Genomic DNA, 16,494 nt, shown 5'->3' with positions numbered 1-16,494 from the left:
CGTGTGATGTAAGCCCCAGATAAAACGGTCATAAAGAGCGAGCCCCGTCAAAAGACGGGGCTTTCGTGCGCACAGCGAGACCGAGCGACCGCGACGCGTGGCGGCCCTGTGGCGATTCCTCTGCCGAAACGTTATGAACGCCGAAGCCGGCCGTGTCAAAAGCCACAGCCGGCTCCCAGGCCCGCGGCAACCGCCGTGGACGACCGCTTTTTCCGCTACCGCAGGCGGGCCATCAGCGCGTGTTCGACCAGCGTGATCAGCGCACTCTTGGCGTCCGCGCGGTGGCGGGCGTCGGTGGTGATGATCGGGGTGTCCGGTCCGATCTGCAGCGCCTCGCGCACCTCTTCGGGCTGGTACGGCTGCTGCCCGTCGAAGCCGTTGAGGGCGACGACGAACGGCAGGCCGCTGTTCTCGAAGTAGTCCACGGCAGGGAAGCAGTCGGCGAGCCGGCGGGTGTCCACCAGGACCACCGCGCCGATGGCGCCGCGCACCAGGTCGTCCCACATGAACCAGAAGCGGTCCTGACCGGGCGTACCGAAGAGGTACAGGATCAGGTCCTGGTCCAGCGTGATGCGGCCGAAGTCCATGGCGACCGTGGTGGTCGTCTTGTCCCCGGTGTGGGTGAGGTCGTCGATGCCCGCGCTCGCGGACGTCATCACGGCCTCCGTGCGCAGCGGGTTGATCTCCGAGACGGCACCCACGAACGTGGTCTTGCCCACGCCGAAGCCACCCGCCACCACGATTTTCGCGGAGGTGGTCGCCCGGCCGCCGTCAGAGCTTGCGAAGTCCACTGAGCACCCTTTCGAGCAGCGTCACGTCCGGTGCGCCGCCGTTGTTCTCGTCGCCGCCCGGCTGGTGGATGGCCACCAGGCCGGCCTCGGCCAGGTCCGCGACCAGGATCCGTGCCACACCCAGCGGCATGGCCAGCAGCGCCGACACCTCCGCGACCGACTTGACCTCGCGGCACAGGTGGCAGATGCGCTGGTGCTCGGGGAGCAGCCCCATGAGCGCTGCCGGGTCGGCCGTGGTGCTGATCAGTGCCTCGATGGCGAGCTGGTAGCGCGGCCGGGTCCGGCCGCCGGTCATCGCGTACGGACGCACCAGCGGCTGGTCGCCCTCGTCCCCGTACGGTTCCGCGTACGGATCATGAGAGGCGGTGGGCGGGGTCATGGATCCTCCGGGCGGGACAGCATGTCTCGGTCAGTCGTGCCGTCCGTCGGCCGGTGGGGGGATTGTGTCGGCCGGACGGTGATTTCGTGAGGGGGGTGGTACCGGGGACGATCAGTGGAGCAGACTGCCTTGCAGTTCGGCGCGCAGGTCGGGCGTGAGCACCGCTCCCGCCCGGTCGACCAGCAGCGCCATCTCGTAACCGACCAGGCCGATGTCGCACTCGGGGTGCGCCAGCACGGCCAGGGACGAGCCGTCCGAGACGGACATGAGGAAGAGGAAACCCCGCTCCATCTCGACGACGGTCTGGGCCACCTGGCCGCCCTCGAAGATCCGGGAGGCGCCTGCCGTCAGCGAGGTGAGCCCCGACGCGACGGCCGCCAACTGGTCGGCACGGTCGCGCGGGAAGCCCTCGGACATCGCGAGCAGGAGCCCGTCGGCGGACACGACGACGGTGTGGGACACCCCGGGGGTGTTGTCCACGAAGTTGGTGATCAACCAGTTCAGGTTCTGTGCCGCCTGGCTCATCTGGCTCAACTAACGCTCCTGCTGGTGAGTGGGGCTCGGGAAACTGCCGGTCTGACCGTTGCCGGCCTGGCGACCCTGCGCGATGCCCCGACGGAGATTGGTCAGCCGTCCGCGCACGTCGTCAGGCGCGCGCGAGACCTGCGGACCGCTTTGGTGCTGTTGCTGCTGCGCCGTGCCCGGGACGAGGTTCGCCCGCGGTACCCGGCGCGGCAGGCCGGACGTGGTGACGCCGCCCGCGGCCGGCTGCCGGACGCGCTCGGCCTGCCGGACGAGCTCGTCGTTCGGCGAGGTGCGCCAGGCACCGCCCGCGGAACGCTGGGGAGCAGCCGGAGTCTGCGGCTGCTGTTGCTGGGGGGCCGGAGCCGAGCCGTTGCCGTGCGCGGCGCCCTGCTGTCCTCCACCGTGGAACCAGTTGGTCTCCAGGTTGTCGTACAGCGGGGTACGGCCGTCGCCCGGGCCCGGGGCCGGCGGCAGCGCCCACCCGTCGCCCGCTCCACGGCCCTGGTCGGGCCGCTGCGCGAAGCCCCCGTTGTCCTGCTCGGGGCGGTGCGCGGCGGGGCGGGGCGGGACCGGCTGCTGCGGGGAGCCGTAGCCGTCGCCCGGCTGCGGACGCTGGAACTGGCCCGTGGTCTGCGGGTCCTGCCGGCCGGGCAGCGCGTGCTGCCCGGTGGAGGAGCTCTCGTAGCCGGGCGCGGCGAACTGACCGGTGGAACCGTCGTCGTACGCCTGCGGAGCGGCGAAGCCGCCCGTGCCCGCGGGGGTGTTCTGGCCGCCCGGGGTGCCGAAGACGTCGGAGCGGACGAAGCCGTCCTGCTGCCCGTTGACGCCGGGCGCGGGGAACTGGCCCGTGTCCTGGCCGCCGGGGACGCCCGGGAACTGGCCGGTGCCCTGGAGGCCGTTGAGGCCGGGACGTGTGAAGTCGGCGGGGCCGCCCGGGACCTGGTGCTCCTCGACGCGGGGTATCTCCGCGGTGGAGCCGGGGCCCTGGCGGTCGTCGATGCGCGGCATCGGGGACGTCCGGGTGACGTCCGGCTCCTCGTGGCCGCGCGGGGCGTCCAGCGGGGTGTGCGGCTGGGCGTTGTCGTCGCCCCAGCTCGCGGCGCGCTGCTGCGGGGCCGCGCCGGGCAGTTCGGCACGCGGTCCGCCGCGCGGCGGCAGCTGCGGCCGACGCCCGCGACCGCCGCCCTGCTCGGCGCGGTCGCCGTCGTTCTGGCGCTGCGGCGCCGGGCGCCCGCCGCCGAACAGGTCCTGGCCCTGGCCGGGCGCACCCTGACCTGCCGACTGGAACCCCTGCGGCGCACCCGGAGCCTGCCCGCCGAAGCCGGCGCCGGCCGGAGCCGGGCGGCCCTGCTGCGGGGAGATCGGAGCCTGCGGTCCGCGCGGCGCGCCGGAACGGTCGGTGCCGTCCCGTCCGGGCAGCGCGGCCCGGGGACCCTGACCGGCGGCCAGCCGGCCGGCCCCGACCCCGCCGGGTCCGGCGCCGAGGGCACCGCCCCCGGGCGCACCGGCACCGAGGGCACCGCCCTGCTGGCCGTTCTGGCGACGGGCCGCGGCCGCACCGGCGGCGGCCTGCGCGGCCGCGGGGCCGCCGGACGCGCCGCCCTGACCGGGCTTGGGCTGCGGCTTCTTGCCGCCCTGGGCGACGTCCACCGGCAGCATGACCAGGGCGGTCGTACCACCGGAGTCGGACGGGCGCAGCTGGATGCGGATGCCGTGCCGCTGCGACAGACGGCCGACCACGAAGAGGCCCATGCGGCGGGAGACGGAGACGTCGACGGTGGGCGGCGCGGCGAGCCGCTCGTTGATCGCGGCGAGGTCCTCGGGGGAGAGGCCGATGCCGGTGTCGTGGATCTCGATCAGCACGCGGCCGTCGGGCAGCGCGTGACCGGTGACCTTGACCTTGGTCTGCGGGGAGGAGAACGAGGTGGCGTTCTCCAGCAGCTCGGCGAGCAGGTGCACGAGGTCGTTGACGACCCGGCCGGCCACCTCGGTGGTCGGCACGGAGGACAGCTCGATGCGCTCGTACTGCTCCACCTCGGACGCGGCGGCGCGGAGCACGTCGACCAGCGGGACCGGGCGGGTCCAGCGGCGGCCGGGCTCCTCACCCGCGAGGACGAGGAGGTTCTCACCGTTACGGCGCATACGCGTCGCGAGGTGGTCGAGCTTGAACAGCGAGGACAGCTGGTCGGGGTCGGCCTCGCGGGACTCCAGCTCGGAGATGAGCGACAGCTGGCGCTGGATCAGACCCTGGGAGCGGCGCGAGAGGTTGGTGAACATCGCGTTGACGTTGCCCCGCAGCAGGGCCTGTTCGGCGGCGAGGCGGACCGCCTCGCGGTGCACGTCGTCGAAGGCCGCGGCCACCTGGCCGATCTCGTCGCGGGAGTGCACACCGACCGACTCCACGGACGTGTCGACGTCCTGCGGGTCGGACTCGGACAGCTGCTTGACCAGTTCGGGCAGACGGTCCTGGGCGACCTTGGTGGCGGTCTCCTGGAGGCGGCGCAGCGAGCGGATCATGGACCGGGCGACGACGAACGCGCCGACCAGCGACACACCGAGCACGAGCAGGATCAGCGCGGTCGTGATGAGCGCTTCGCTCTCCGACTCGGTGCGCAGCTCGCGGGCCTTCTGCTCCATGTCCTCGAGCAGCGTGGTCTCGATGTTGGCCATCTGCTTGATCTTGGTCGAACTGGCGTCGAGCCAGTCCTGGTAGGACCGCTTGTCCAGCGACTCAAGACCGGTGGAGGAGCTCAGCGCACGGTCGGCGTAGGTGTCGGCGTCCTCGATGGTCGGGCTGCCCTGCTCGACGGGCTGGAGCAGTTCCTCGGCGCCGTCGTCCCCGTAGATGCTGCGGAAACTGGCGAGCTCGGATTCCTGGTTCTCCAGCGCCGCCTCGGCGTACTGACGGTCGTTCTCGGAGAGCTTGCCGTAGACGTCGTTGCTGACCGGCAGCGCGGCCGCGAGGGTGGCGCGCTGGACGGAGGCGTACTCCTTGGCCGAGGAGAAGGCGGCCAGCGCGCGGGTGCGCTGGATCATCTCCGGGTTGCTGGTGGCCTGGGCCATGTCCTGCGAGAGGTCGAGCAGGCTGGTGATGAGGCGGTGGTAGGCCTCCACCGTCTGGGTGGAGTTGTTCTCCTCCGCGTAGGCCGACTTGCGGATCTTGGCCAGGTTGCCGAGGTCGCTGAGGAGGCCGACGAGGCTGTCGCGGACGCCCTGGAGGTTGCCGTCCTTGCTGGAGGCGTCGATCTCCTCCGAGGCGTCGCTGAACGCGGCCAGCGTCTTGTCCGTCTTGTCGCGGGCCCCCTTCACCGTGGCGGTGGAGGCCTTCGCGCCGTGCGCCAGGGGACCGGCGGACTTGTCGCGCTCCTCCTGGAGCGCGGAGGCCAGGTCGGTCGCCTGGTTGGTCATCTCGGTCAGCAGCGACATGTTGTCGAGCTGCTGGATGTCGTCCAGGGACTGGCTGATGCGCATCGTGCCCAGCGTGGTCGCCGCGACCACGGGCAGCGTCAGCAGCGCGACCAGGCGCGTGGAGATGCGCCAGTTGCGCAGGGCCACCCGCGAACCGTGACCGGTGGCCCCGGCCGGGTCGGGCGCCGGCTTGACCGGGGGAGTCGGCGGCAGGGCGCTCGGCGACGCGGACGCGGCGGGGCGCCCGGGGCGCTCACCGCCCTCGCCGGACGGGGCCGCACCCGGGTTCTGGGCGTGCTGGGGCGAGGAGCTGCCATTGCTGGAGGCAGTCCCGCCATGCGGCTCCGGCTCGGCCGAAGCACTGCCATCCCTCTTGAAACGTCCCTGCACTAGCGTCGCAACCTCTGGACCAGGCGCCCCTCCGGATGAACGGAAGGACGGTGTCGGCGTCTTGAAGGGCGTCTTGAGTACGCCCTCCGAGTCGTGAGTGACCGGCGCTGGCTCCCCCTTCTCGCCGCCACTCGGCGCTGCTGTGCGCCCCCTGCGCGCCGGCTCGATCCCGCGGCGGTTCCGTGGAATTCCAGCACAGTGCAGGATCTCCAACAAGGTGTGTTGGCCGGGCTGTGACATCCGTGACAGCACGTGAGGGGTGGGTCACCGGTCGTAGAAGGTGATCGTGAAGAAACCGGACATGCATGGGCCAACCGGGTGGGTTCGAGCGGTGTCCCAGTCGCCATGATCAGGAGCGGAATGCGCGCTTCAGGGGTGCAATGTCCGTTTCCTGGTGGCGAGTTGACGGATCGATATGACCGTTTTGCCCATGGATCAGTGAGCAAACTCACACCCACATCATGAGACCTTCACGGATTCACCGGGAATCACGTGTTTAGCCTGACGCTTTACAGAAATGGCACATCCGACAAGCCGCGCCTGAAGCGGTGGGCCGGCCACGGCCCGCCGGGCGCCCGGACAGGACAGGGCTCAGTACAACAGTGAAGACGACGACGATGTTCCACAAGATCGCCAACCCGCGGCGCACGACGCTGGCGCACCTCGAGGGCGCCGACGCACTGCAGCTTCCGGAGCAGCCGGAGCACGCCGTCGACCTCCCCGCCCAGACCGCCAATCCCCGGCGCACCATCCTCATGGAGGTGCCCGTCACCTCCCCGGCGCAGTAGTCGCACGTTCCGGCCGCCGCACCAGGGGCGGCCGGTCACGGATGTCAAGGGCGTCCCCGGCCGGGGGCGCCCTTCCGCGTTAGCCTGGAGCGTCAGACTCCAGCCAGCTCAGCAAGGGGCCAACCAACCCGTGCGCATCGCCAGGTTCTCCATCGACGGGAACGTCGCCTTCGGCGCGGTCGAGGGCGACAAGCCGGACGAGCTCGTCCTCGACATCATCAAGGGCATCCCGTTCGCGGAACACGAGCTCTCCGGCACCAAGGTGCCGCTGAGCAAGGTCCGGCTGCTCCCACCCGTGCTCCCCAACAAGGTCGTGGCCTTCGGCCGCAACTACGCCGAGCACGCGCGCGAACTCGGCAACGAGGTGCCCGACGCCCCGTTCGCCTTCTTCAAGCCGTCGACCTCGGTGATCGGTCCGGGCGACGACATCCAGTACCCGTCCTTCTCCCAGGACCTCCACCACGAGGCCGAGCTCGCCGTGGTCATCGGCCGCATGTGCCGGGAGGTCCCGCGCGAGCGTGTCAAGGACGTGATCCTCGGCTACACCTGCGCCAACGACATCACCGCGCGGGACGTCCAGAAGCGCGAGAAGCAGTGGGCCAGGGCCAAGGGCTTCGACTCCTCCTGCCCGCTCGGCCCGTGGGTGGAGACCGACCTCGACCCGAGCGACCTCACCATCCAGCTGACGGTCAACGGGCAGCAGCGGCAGCTCGGCCGCACCAGCGAGATGATCCACTCGATCGAGGATCTGATCGTCAACATCACCGAGGCCATGACGCTGCTCCCCGGCGACGTGATCCTCACGGGCACCCCGGCAGGGGTCGGCCCCCTGGCTGTCGGCGACGAGGTCGCCGTCAGCATCGAAGGCATCGGCACTCTCACCAACAAGGTTGTCAAGCGTGGCTAGCGCACCCGGCTCTCCCGTACGCGTCCGTTTCTGTCCCTCGCCCACCGGTAACCCCCACGTGGGCCTGGTCCGCACCGCCCTGTTCAACTGGGCGTTCGCCCGGCACCACCAGGGCACCCTGGTCTTCCGCATCGAGGACACCGACGCGGCCCGCGACTCCGAGGAGTCCTACGAGCAGCTCCTGGACTCGATGCGCTGGCTGGGCTTCGACTGGGACGAGGGCCCCGAGATCGGCGGCCCGCACGCGCCGTACCGCCAGTCGCAGCGCATGGACCTCTACAAGGACGTCGCGCGCAAGCTGCTGGACGCCGGCCACGCCTACCACTGCTACTGCTCCCAGGAGGAGCTGGACACCCGCCGCGAGGCCGCCCGCGCCGCCGGTAAGCCCTCCGGCTACGACGGCCACTGCCGCGACCTGACCGAGGCGCAGGTCGAGGAGTACAAGGCCCAGGACCGCACCCCGATCGTCCGGTTCCGCATGCCCGGCGAGACGATCACCTTCACGGACCTGGTCCGCGGCGAGCTCACCTTCACCCCGGAGAACGTCCCGGACTACGGCATCGTCCGCGCCAACGGCGCCCCGCTGTACACGCTGGTCAACCCGGTCGACGACGCCCTGATGGAGATCACCCACGTCCTGCGCGGTGAGGACCTGCTCTCCTCCACCCCCCGCCAGATCGCCCTGTACAGGGCGCTGATCGAGCTGGGCGTCGCGAAGGAGATCCCGGCCTTCGGCCATCTGCCGTACGTGATGGGCGAGGGCAACAAGAAGCTCTCCAAGCGCGACCCCCAGGCGTCCCTCAACCTCTACCGGGAGCGGGGCTTCCTCCCCGAGGGCCTGCTCAACTACCTCTCCCTCCTGGGCTGGTCGCTCTCGGCCGACCAGGACGTCTTCACCACCGCCGAGCTGGTCGCGGCGTTCGACGTCAAGGACGTCAACCCCAACCCGGCGCGCTTCGACCTGAAGAAGTGCGAGGCCATCAACGCCGACCACATCCGCCTGCTGGAGGTGAAGGACTTCACGGAGCGCTGCCGCCCGTGGCTGAAGGCGCCCTTCGCCGCCTGGGCGCCGGAGGACTTCGACGAGGCCCGGTGGCAGGCGATCGCCCCGCACGCGCAGACCCGCCTGAAGGTCCTGTCGGAGATCACCGACAACGTCGACTTCCTCTTCCTGCCCGAGCCGGTCTTCGACGAGCCGAGCTGGACGAAGGCGATGAAGGAGGGCAGCGACGCGCTGCTCACCACGGCGCGGGAGAAGCTCCGGGCGGCGGACTGGACCTCGGCCGAGTCCCTCAAGGAGGCCGTCCTGGCCGCCGGCGAGGCCCACGGCCTCAAGCTCGGCAAGGCCCAGGCCCCGGTCCGGGTGGCCGTCACCGGCCGCACGGTCGGCCTGCCCCTCTTCGAGTCCCTGGAGATCCTGGGCGAGGAGAAGACGCTGGCCCGTATCGACGCGGCCCTGGCGAAGCTGGCGGCGGCGTAGGCACCGCCTGACGCACACGACGAGGGCGGCAGCCGTGGAAGCTGCCGCCCTCGTCGCATGCCGCCCGGCTACGGCGCGAGAGACGAACCGCCGTCCGGCTCCCTGCCGGACCCAACTGCTCCCGCAGGGGGCCGGCAGGCGTCACACCGCATCGGCCGGGGACGTCGGGCTCCGGTCGGTCCCGGCGGGCCGGGCCCAGGAAGGCGGACCAGGCCGCGGGGCGGACGGTGAGGATGCCGTGGGCGGGGCCCTTGGGCATCGAGGTGTCCGAGGCGCGGAGAGCGATGTCAGTGCCGACGGCTAGTGTTCCGGGGACTTGCCACGCCGCTGTCGTACCGGGGGAGGTCCCGGCGGGTGCGCGCGCGAGCTCCGGCTCGTGGGCGGCCCGGCTCAGCCCGTCCCGAAAGGCCCCGCCATGCCGATGTCCCCCCGTGACTACACCTGGCTGTTCACACCGGGCAGCACGTTCCGCTACGAGTCCGGGAACACCGGAGTGATCCATGTGGCCGACGGCGGTGCACTGGACCTGCCCACCGGCCGGGTCGTCGCCTGCGATCCGTTCGTGTACCTCGGCAGCGGGGACGTCGAGCCGTTCACGGTCACGGTGGCCCCCGGCCGCTACCGGGTCGAGGCGGCCGTGGCGACGCTCGCCCGGCCCGACGAGCCGCCGGCCGCCCGTCCCCACCGGCGGGTGGCCGCGGCCCGCCTCGTCATCCGCGACGAACCCGCCGTGACCTGGGAGTTGGCCCTGCTCCCCGGCCAGGACCCCGCCGAGCTCGGCGACGACGAGTTCTTCGGCTACGGCGTGGACGCCGGCACCGGCTGCTTCTACGACGCCGCGGCGGAGGAGGGCTTCCCCGAGGCGCAGGAGGACGAGGGCCCGCTGTGGGACGCCTTCGAGAACAGCGACTGGTCGGAGGGGCCCCATCTGGTGCGGTCCCCCGCCACCGGCCACACCCTGGCGGCCTTCACCTCCGGCTGGGGCGACGGCTCGTACCCGACCTGGACGGGCCGCTCCGCCGAGGGCGAGGTCACCTGCTTCCTCACCGACTTCTTCGTGGCGCCCGGCCCGGACGAGGACACGGGCGGCCCCGTCTGAGCCGGCGGCGATCGGCGGACAGGCCGCCGTACTCCGCGTTACCGTCGGAGCATGAACATTCGCGCCGTGGTCTGGGACGTGGACGACACCCTTTTCGACTACACGACCGCGGACCGGGAGGGCATGCGCGGCCATCTCACGGCGGAGGGACTGCTGGACGGGTACGGCACCCCGGAACAGGCCCTGGACCTGTGGCGGGAGATCACCGACCGGCAGTGGGCGCGCTACGCGGCCGGCGAGGCCACCTTCGAGGACCAGCGCCGCGACCGGGTGCGGGTCTTCCTGGGGCGGGAGATGACCGACGACGAGGCCGACACCTGGTTCCGGCGCTACGTCGGCCACTACGAGGCCGCCTGGGCCCTCTTCCCGGACGTCCTGCCCGTCCTCGACGCCCTCGCCGCCAGCCACCGGCACGCGGTGCTCTCCAACTCCAGCATCCACGTCCAGGACCGCAAGCTGCGCGTCCTCGGCGTCCACGACCGCTTCGAGGCGATCCTGTGCGCCGCCGAGCTGGGCGTGTCCAAGCCCGAGCCGGCCGCCTTCCTCGCGGCCTGCGAGGCCCTGTCCCTCCCCCCGCACGAGGTGGCCTACGTCGGCGACCACCCGGAGATCGACGGACAGGGCGCCGCGGACGCCGGACTGCTCTCGGTGTGGATCGACCGCTTCGGTGGCACGGCCACCGTGGAGCTCCCGTCCGGACGGCACCGGATCGCCACCCTCGCCGAACTGCCCGCGATCCTCGGCGCGGATACCCGTTTTGGAGCCCGGTCCACCTTCGGGTAATGTTCTTTCTGCGCCGCCGGGGAGCGGGCCGAAAGGCCGGATCCCCGAGGCGCAAGCTAGAACAAAATCCCCTCCGGGGCTTGCGTTCCAGTGGCCTATGGTGTAATTGGCAGCACGACTGATTCTGGTTCAGTTAGTCTTGGTTCGAGTCCAGGTAGGCCAGCTCGCAGAGCTCATCTGCGCCCGCGGATCACATCCGCAAGCCCCCGTTGTGTAGCGGCCTAGCACGCTGCCCTCTCAAGGCAGTAGCGCCGGTTCGAATCCGGTCGGGGGTACTGGTTCCGATCACCTCGGAATCGCTAGGGCCCCCGTTGTGTAGCGGCCTAGCACGCCGCCCTCTCAAGGCGGTAGCGCCGGTTCGAATCCGGTCGGGGGTACTGACTGGTCTAAACCACATTGGTCTATGGTGTAATTGGCAGCACGACTGATTCTGGTTCAGTTAGTCTTGGTTCGAGTCCAGGTAGACCAGCTCGGACCTGCGGAAACGCAGTGTCCACGCCCCCGTTGTGTAGCGGCCTAGCACGCCGCCCTCTCAAGGCGGTAGCGCCGGTTCGAATCCGGTCGGGGGTACGTTCGAACAGAAGCCTTCCAGTGATCTGGGAGGCTTCTTTCGTCTGACGGCGCGGAGGTCCTCGGGTAGGGCTGCTCCGGGGGGTGCATCGCGCGGAATGAGGGGGAGCGTGTCCGACTTCAGGGCCGTGGCGGGCGTGCGGGCCGCCGAGTCGAAGCTTCTCGCCGACTCGGGTCACTATCTCGGAGCGGTTTACCTCGCCGGCTATGTCGTCGAGTGCCGCTTGAAGACCTACCTGCAGCTCAACGGCATCCGCTTCCCGCGAGGCGGGAACGAGGGCCACAACCTCAAGGGACTGTGGCGGTCGGCCAATTTTCCGCCGCCCCGGGGGCATGCTGATCTGTTCATCCTCCACTGGGGGACGGAGCTGCGCTACGAGTCCGCCCTGCCCGCCGACGTGGACCCGAAGGACCTGCTCAAGGGCGGAAGAGAACTGGCAAGCTGGGTCGCGACGCGTATTCGCCAGGCCAACTCCCAACGAGGGATCACCGCCCGCAGGCGAGACGGATGAGAGAGGCCGACGGAATGTCCGACCGTGAGACAGCTGATGAGATCACGGCTGCCGTGCGCGAACTCGTGCCCTCGGCTGTGGTTCACGTCGTACGTGACGCCGGTGGTGTCCTGGTGCGCGCCGAGAGCGACGCCTTCGCGCCCTGGTCCCATGAAGAGCGCCGGAGCAAGCTCATGTCGCGGCTCAGGGGTGAGGTGGCCGAGCAGGTGCATACCTGGGAATTGCTCACCGCCTCCGAGGCCGAGTGGTACGGAGACCTGGCGCACGTCGAAGAGGGTGCACGCCTGCCTCTGTGGGCGACCGCGCTGGAGCGGGCGCAGGACGTCGGCGACGTCCCGTGGTCGGTGACGTTCGCCAGTGACCTGGATGAGGACCTGGACTCGGCTCCAGTGGTCACCTTTTACAGCCTGAAGGGCGGTGTCGGGCGTAGCACGGCTCTGGTGGCGGTGGCGCGGCGCCTCACCGCTGAACACGGGCTGACCGTGGTCTGTATCGACATGGACCTGGAAGCTCCTGGCCTCGACGCGCTCTTCGGCATCGAGAACCAGGTGGACCCCGACCAAGGAGTGGTCTCGGCCCTGCTGCAGTGCGAGTTCGGCCAGCAGGAGTCCGTACTCGAGCACGTCATCCCCGTGGACGACTCGGGTCGGCTCTACTGCATGCCCGCAGGAAGGATCGACAGCGCCTACGCTGCCCAACTCCGCGCTCTGGAGCCAGAGATCTGGTATCGGGAGCGGACGAACGCGCTGCACCGCCTCATCGATGACGTGCGCGATTCGAACCTTCGTCCCGATGTGGTGCTGATCGACTCACGCACTGGCGTGAGCCCCGTGGCCGCTCCCTTGCTGTTCGATATTTCGGACATGGCCATTGTCTGCTTCCATCCGCACGCCCAGGCCCGAGCCGGTACGGAGATGCTGACCAAGGCACTGCTCGGCGCCACTACACGGCGGAGCGTCGACGGTCGTCCGCTGACGCCGGAGCCGCGTTTCGTCGTGTCGCCCATGCCACCGGGGAGCAGCGCGACCCGACTGGCGGAGCGTGCCAAATCATGGGTCGAGGCGTGGACAGCTGCCGCGGGATCTCAGCGTGAGGGTGACTCTCATGGGCTGTCGGCTGAGGAGATCACCCACACCGTCCCCTACAACGCCGAGATTGCCTTCACCGACACGGTCGTCGGTGCAAAGGGCCAGTTGGCTCCGTACGCGCGGATTGCTGACTGGATCGTTCAGATCGTTCCCGAGCCGAACACGATGTCTTCCCTCCACGGCAGGACGTCAGTGGGCAAGACGGAAGCGCTCAGGCAGCTTTCCTTCTCCACAGGCACTGCGGAGATCCTCGACCACGAAGAGTTCCTGCAGGACTACGTCGTGACCCGTCAGGTCAACGAGACCGCTGCTCCGGGGGTGCCGTTGATTCTCGGACGGAAGGGGACAGGCAAGACGGCTCTATTCCGTTGGTTGGCAGCCGGGAAGCTCACCGAGTGGGAGCCGGTGCTGGTGACCACGCCGAATCAATATCAGGGACGCCCGGCGTGGTCCTTCGGGCCTGACAATTACGCTGCCGTCGGCCGTGCGCTTGATCAGCGCGGGTTGGACTGGGGCTCGTTCTGGCAGGTGCTCATGGCGTTGGCGATCTATGAGTCCTACGGCCCCGCTCGGGAGCAGGGTGCTCCCCATCCTGCCCTGGCGGACCTGGGCAGCGGGGACTTCGCGGTGACCCAGGCCGTCTTCGACGTGCTCGACGACCCCATGGGGCCTCTGAGGTGCGGGGACTGGCTCCAGAGGGTGGATGCTGGGGCTGAGCGTCACCTACTCCTTCTCTTCGACGGCCTGGACACAGCCTTCGGGCACTCACCGGCCCAGCGTTCACGTAGGTCAGCCGCCATCGCCGGGCTGCTCACCAAGGAGGCGGACCTCACCTCCAGGCTGCATGGGATCCGTCTGAAGGTGTTCGTGCGCCAGGACATCTGGCAGGGGTTGCGCTTCGAGAACAAGAGCCATTTCTTCGGCCTCTCCCGCCGACTGCAGTGGGAGGACCGGGAGGAGTACTTCAAGGTGGTCCTCAAGAGGGCGGTACGCGCCCCCGCGTTCGCCGAGGTGCTGGCGGAGATCGATCCGGTACTGCCTGGTACAGAGGTGGCAGCCTGGGGTCCTGAGCAGGTCGCTGCCGCCTGGGGTGCGCTGGTGGGTGAGCGCATGCGTGGTGAACGCACGGCTTTCACTGCCAACTGGGTGTGGAACCGGCTCGCGGACGGCAATGGAGATCACTCTCCACGTGCGTTGCTGCAGCTTTTCGCCGCCGCGCTGGAGTGGGAACGGAGTGAGGAGAAGCGCAGTGGGTACGACAGGTCCGTTCTGCGTCCACGCAGCTTGGCGCTGAGCCTGGAGAGCGTCAGCGACAAGGCGCTCTCCGCCTTGCTCGACGAAGAGTTCCAGGAGCTCAGGCAGGCGGCGGAGGCGCTGCGCGAGTACGGTCGAACGCCGGTGGGTGAAGACGCGCTCAGCGGCATCGAGGAAGATCTCGTGGGGCTCGCGCAGGAAGCGGGACTGCTGGAGACGCTCGACAGCGACGGACCGGAACGACTGTTCAGAGTGCCCGACCTGTACCGCTGGGCACTGGGCGTGACCCGGCGCGGACCCATGTAGGCAACGGCGGGGCTTCGGGCCGCGGCTCAACGCGTTCGTGTCACTCGAAGCCGTACCGCCGCGCCGACTCCTCCTCCTGCGCCAGCCGGTGCAGCGCCTGCAGCATCGGCTCGACGAGGATCGCCCCCAGCACTGCCGTCTCGACCCGCTCCGCCTCCGACTCGCGCGTCTCCACGAAGTCCAGGTCGAGCACGGCCGCCCGGTGCATCAACCGGGCGTAGGAAACGAGGAGTTCGGCGTCCCAGTCGTAGCCCAGCCGGCGCAGCGCGGCCACCGACACCACGAGCGAGCGGTAGGCGGGGGAGAGGCTCGTCAGCTGCCGGGCGTTGGCCCAGCCCAGGGTGTGCAGCAGTGCGTCCGCCTCCCGCTGCGCGGTCCGTACGTGCTCGTCCTCGGTGTCCGGCTCCGGCACCTGCGGCAGCGCCCACAGGGCCGCGCCCAGGCGGACCGTACGGCCCAGGGAGTCGTCGTCGACGTGGCCGAGGACCTCCCGGACCGTGGCCACCGGCACCCTGCCCACCTGGATCATCGCGCGCACCAGGCGCAGCCGGCGCAGGTGCTCCTCGTCGTACTCGGCGGTCGTCGTGTTGATCTGGCGGCCGGGCGGCAACAGGCCCTCGCGCAGGTAGTACTTGATCGTCGCGGTGGACACGCCACTGCGCTCGCTCAACTCGGCCAGCCGCATCTCTTGTGCTCCTTGTTGGTCAGCGGCACTATCCAAGCATGGACGGGAACGGGAAAGGGACCTCCACCGCACGCCGGACCACCGCGGACGCCCGGGGAGAGGTGGTCGTCCTGCTGATCGGCATGCGGATCAACCACTTCCGGGCCGTGCACCAGTGGCTGCCGGTCATGCTGGCCATGTTCCGCATGCTGGCCGAGCTGAAGAAGGAACCCGGCCGCGGACTGCTCTCCCGGGTGCTGCTCACGGCTTCCCCGCGGACGTACTACGTCGTCCAGTACTGGGAGTCCAAGGAGAAGCTGTACGCGTACGCGAGCGCGCCCGACGCCTTCCATCACACGGTGTGGACGAAGGTCAACCGCATGGAACGGGACGGGAAGCTGGGCGGCCACGTGGGGATCTGGCACGAGACGTACGTCGTGCCGGAGGGGGCCTACGAAGCGATCTACGGCGACATGCCGGCGTTCGGCCTGGCCGCCGCGCACGGGCAGGTCCCGCTGGAACGGCGCGGCCGGTACGCGAAGGACCGCTACGCCCACCGCACGGCGGAGGCCGGCGGGAAGACCGGGTGACGGGGGGATCCGGGGGGACCGGGGAGAGCCTGCCGCGGCGTTGAGGCCGGCTCTCCCCGGTGACGTCCCGGGGGTCCCGTTCGACCGGGCGGCCGCTCAGCCGGTGCGGCGCAGGGCTTCCGACAGACGGGAGGCCGCGTCGATGACGGCCTGGGCGTGCATCCGGCCCGGGTGGCGCGACAGACGCTCGATCGGGCCGGAGACCGAGACGGCGGCCACCACGCGGTTGGACGGGCCGCGCACGGGCGCCGAGACGGAGGCGACGCCCGGTTCACGCTCGCCGATGGACTGGGCCCAGCCCCGGCGCCGTACGCCCGACAGGGCCGTCGCCGTGAAGCGGGCCCCCTGAAGCCCGCGGTGGAGGCGCTCGGGCTCCTCCCAGGCCATGAGGATCTGGGCCGAGGAGCCGGCCTTCATGGTGAGCGTCGAACCGACCGGGACCGTGTCCCGAAGGCCGGACAGGCGTTCCGCCGCGGCGACGCAGATGCGCATGTCGCCCTGGCGACGGTAGAGCTGCGCGCTCTCGCCCGTGATGTCGCGGAGGTGGGTGAGCACCGGGCCGGCGGTGGCGAGGAGACGATCCTCACCGGCGGCCGCGGCCAGTTCCGCCAGGCGGGGGCCGAGAATGAAACGGCCCTGCATGTCCCGCGCCACCATACGGTGGTGTTCCAGAGCCACAGCCAGCCGGTGGGCCGTGGGTCGTGCCAGTCCGGTCGCCGCGACCAAGCCCGCGAGGGTGGCCGGACCGGACTCCAGGGCGCTCAGGACAAGTGCTGCCTTGTCCAGGACGCCGACGCCGCTACTGTTGTCCATGAAACGATATTCCCGTCTCACTCTGTGAAACGCAAGTTCAATTTTCCGTGAGACGCGCAACCCTTGGATGCACAGCGCCCGAAGACCGACGGGCCTGGCGGCGGGTGCCCGTGAACAGGGGCGTGGGCGCCGCCTCCACAAGATCTC

Annotated in this window: 14 protein-coding genes and 5 tRNA genes; 13 read left to right on the top strand and 6 right to left on the bottom strand. The window is 70.2% G+C overall.

Annotation, left to right across the window (positions count from 1 at the left end):
- Nucleotides 1–215: 215 nt before the first annotated feature.
- From ACIP67_RS14950 to ACIP67_RS14935, 4 genes are all read right to left on the bottom strand, one after another.
- Nucleotides 216–791: an ATP/GTP-binding protein gene (locus ACIP67_RS14950; RefSeq protein WP_132855910.1), complete on the bottom strand. Its 576-nt coding sequence runs from the start codon at nt 789–791 to the stop codon at nt 216–218.
- On the bottom strand, nt 772–1,170 hold the full coding sequence (locus ACIP67_RS14945) for a DUF742 domain-containing protein (protein ID WP_019058642.1): 399 nt from the start codon (nt 1,168–1,170) through the stop codon (nt 772–774). The genes ACIP67_RS14950 and ACIP67_RS14945 overlap by 20 nt, the downstream gene beginning before the upstream one ends.
- A gap of 111 nt (nt 1,171–1,281) precedes the next feature.
- Nucleotides 1,282–1,695, bottom strand: a complete 414-nt coding sequence (locus ACIP67_RS14940) for a roadblock/LC7 domain-containing protein (RefSeq protein ID WP_365460581.1) — start codon at nt 1,693–1,695, stop codon at nt 1,282–1,284.
- A 9-nt stretch (nt 1,696–1,704) separates the two neighbouring features.
- A complete protein-coding gene (locus ACIP67_RS14935; protein WP_401691887.1) occupies nt 1,705–5,493 on the bottom strand; it encodes a nitrate- and nitrite sensing domain-containing protein in 3,789 nt (1,262 codons plus the stop codon).
- A 602-nt stretch (nt 5,494–6,095) separates the two neighbouring features.
- Between ACIP67_RS14935 and ACIP67_RS14930 the strand changes: the two genes are divergently transcribed.
- From ACIP67_RS14930 to ACIP67_RS14875, 12 genes are all read left to right on the top strand, one after another.
- On the top strand, nt 6,096–6,281 hold the full coding sequence (locus ACIP67_RS14930) for a hypothetical protein (RefSeq protein WP_401691885.1): 186 nt from the start codon (nt 6,096–6,098) through the stop codon (nt 6,279–6,281).
- Nucleotides 6,282–6,411: 130 nt separating this feature from the next.
- The gene (locus ACIP67_RS14925) at nt 6,412–7,188 is read left to right on the top strand and encodes a fumarylacetoacetate hydrolase family protein (protein WP_389520339.1); all 777 of its coding nucleotides are present in this window, start codon (nt 6,412–6,414) and stop codon (nt 7,186–7,188) included.
- On the top strand, nt 7,181–8,668 hold the full coding sequence (gltX, locus tag ACIP67_RS14920; protein WP_401691883.1) for a glutamate--tRNA ligase: 1,488 nt from the start codon (nt 7,181–7,183) through the stop codon (nt 8,666–8,668). The genes ACIP67_RS14925 and gltX overlap by 8 nt, the downstream gene beginning before the upstream one ends.
- Before the next feature lie 415 nt (nt 8,669–9,083).
- The gene (locus tag ACIP67_RS14915; protein WP_401691881.1) at nt 9,084–9,767 is read left to right on the top strand and encodes a DUF4241 domain-containing protein; all 684 of its coding nucleotides are present in this window, start codon (nt 9,084–9,086) and stop codon (nt 9,765–9,767) included.
- 51 nt (nt 9,768–9,818) lie between these two features.
- Complete coding sequence (locus ACIP67_RS14910; RefSeq protein WP_401691879.1) at nt 9,819–10,550, top strand: HAD family hydrolase; 732 nt, start codon at nt 9,819–9,821, stop codon at nt 10,548–10,550.
- A gap of 91 nt (nt 10,551–10,641) precedes the next feature.
- Nucleotides 10,642–10,713, top strand: a tRNA-Gln gene (locus tag ACIP67_RS14905).
- Between the two features lie 39 nt (nt 10,714–10,752).
- Nucleotides 10,753–10,825: transfer RNA gene (locus tag ACIP67_RS14900), tRNA-Glu, on the top strand.
- Nucleotides 10,826–10,854: 29 nt separating this feature from the next.
- Nucleotides 10,855–10,927: transfer RNA gene (locus tag ACIP67_RS14895), tRNA-Glu, on the top strand.
- A 20-nt stretch (nt 10,928–10,947) separates the two neighbouring features.
- Nucleotides 10,948–11,019 (top strand) — tRNA-Gln (locus ACIP67_RS14890).
- A 28-nt stretch (nt 11,020–11,047) separates the two neighbouring features.
- Nucleotides 11,048–11,120, top strand: a tRNA-Glu gene (locus ACIP67_RS14885).
- Between the two features lie 110 nt (nt 11,121–11,230).
- Nucleotides 11,231–11,632 (top strand): hypothetical protein, encoded by a 402-nt coding sequence (locus ACIP67_RS14880; protein WP_401691877.1) that lies wholly within the window; start codon nt 11,231–11,233, stop codon nt 11,630–11,632.
- A 14-nt stretch (nt 11,633–11,646) separates the two neighbouring features.
- Nucleotides 11,647–14,280: a tyrosine-protein kinase family protein gene (locus ACIP67_RS14875; RefSeq protein WP_401691875.1), complete on the top strand. Its 2,634-nt coding sequence runs from the start codon at nt 11,647–11,649 to the stop codon at nt 14,278–14,280.
- Between the two features lie 40 nt (nt 14,281–14,320).
- Here ACIP67_RS14875 and ACIP67_RS14870 read toward each other — a convergent pair whose 3' ends face one another.
- Nucleotides 14,321–14,965, bottom strand: a complete 645-nt coding sequence (locus ACIP67_RS14870) for a MerR family transcriptional regulator (protein WP_401691872.1) — start codon at nt 14,963–14,965, stop codon at nt 14,321–14,323.
- A gap of 38 nt (nt 14,966–15,003) precedes the next feature.
- Between ACIP67_RS14870 and ACIP67_RS14865 the strand changes: the two genes are divergently transcribed.
- Nucleotides 15,004–15,534, top strand: a complete 531-nt coding sequence (locus ACIP67_RS14865; protein WP_401691870.1) for a DUF4188 domain-containing protein — start codon at nt 15,004–15,006, stop codon at nt 15,532–15,534.
- A gap of 96 nt (nt 15,535–15,630) precedes the next feature.
- Here ACIP67_RS14865 and ndgR read toward each other — a convergent pair whose 3' ends face one another.
- The gene (gene ndgR, locus ACIP67_RS14860) at nt 15,631–16,347 is read right to left on the bottom strand and encodes an IclR family transcriptional regulator NdgR (protein ID WP_385068494.1); all 717 of its coding nucleotides are present in this window, start codon (nt 16,345–16,347) and stop codon (nt 15,631–15,633) included.
- Nucleotides 16,348–16,494 lie beyond the last annotated feature (147 nt).

It is taken from the genome of Streptomyces sp. NPDC088812 (genome assembly GCF_044750285.1).
Taxonomy (GTDB): Bacteria; Actinomycetota; Actinomycetes; order Streptomycetales; family Streptomycetaceae; genus Streptomyces.
This window is presented reverse-complemented; position numbering and strand designations above follow the sequence as displayed.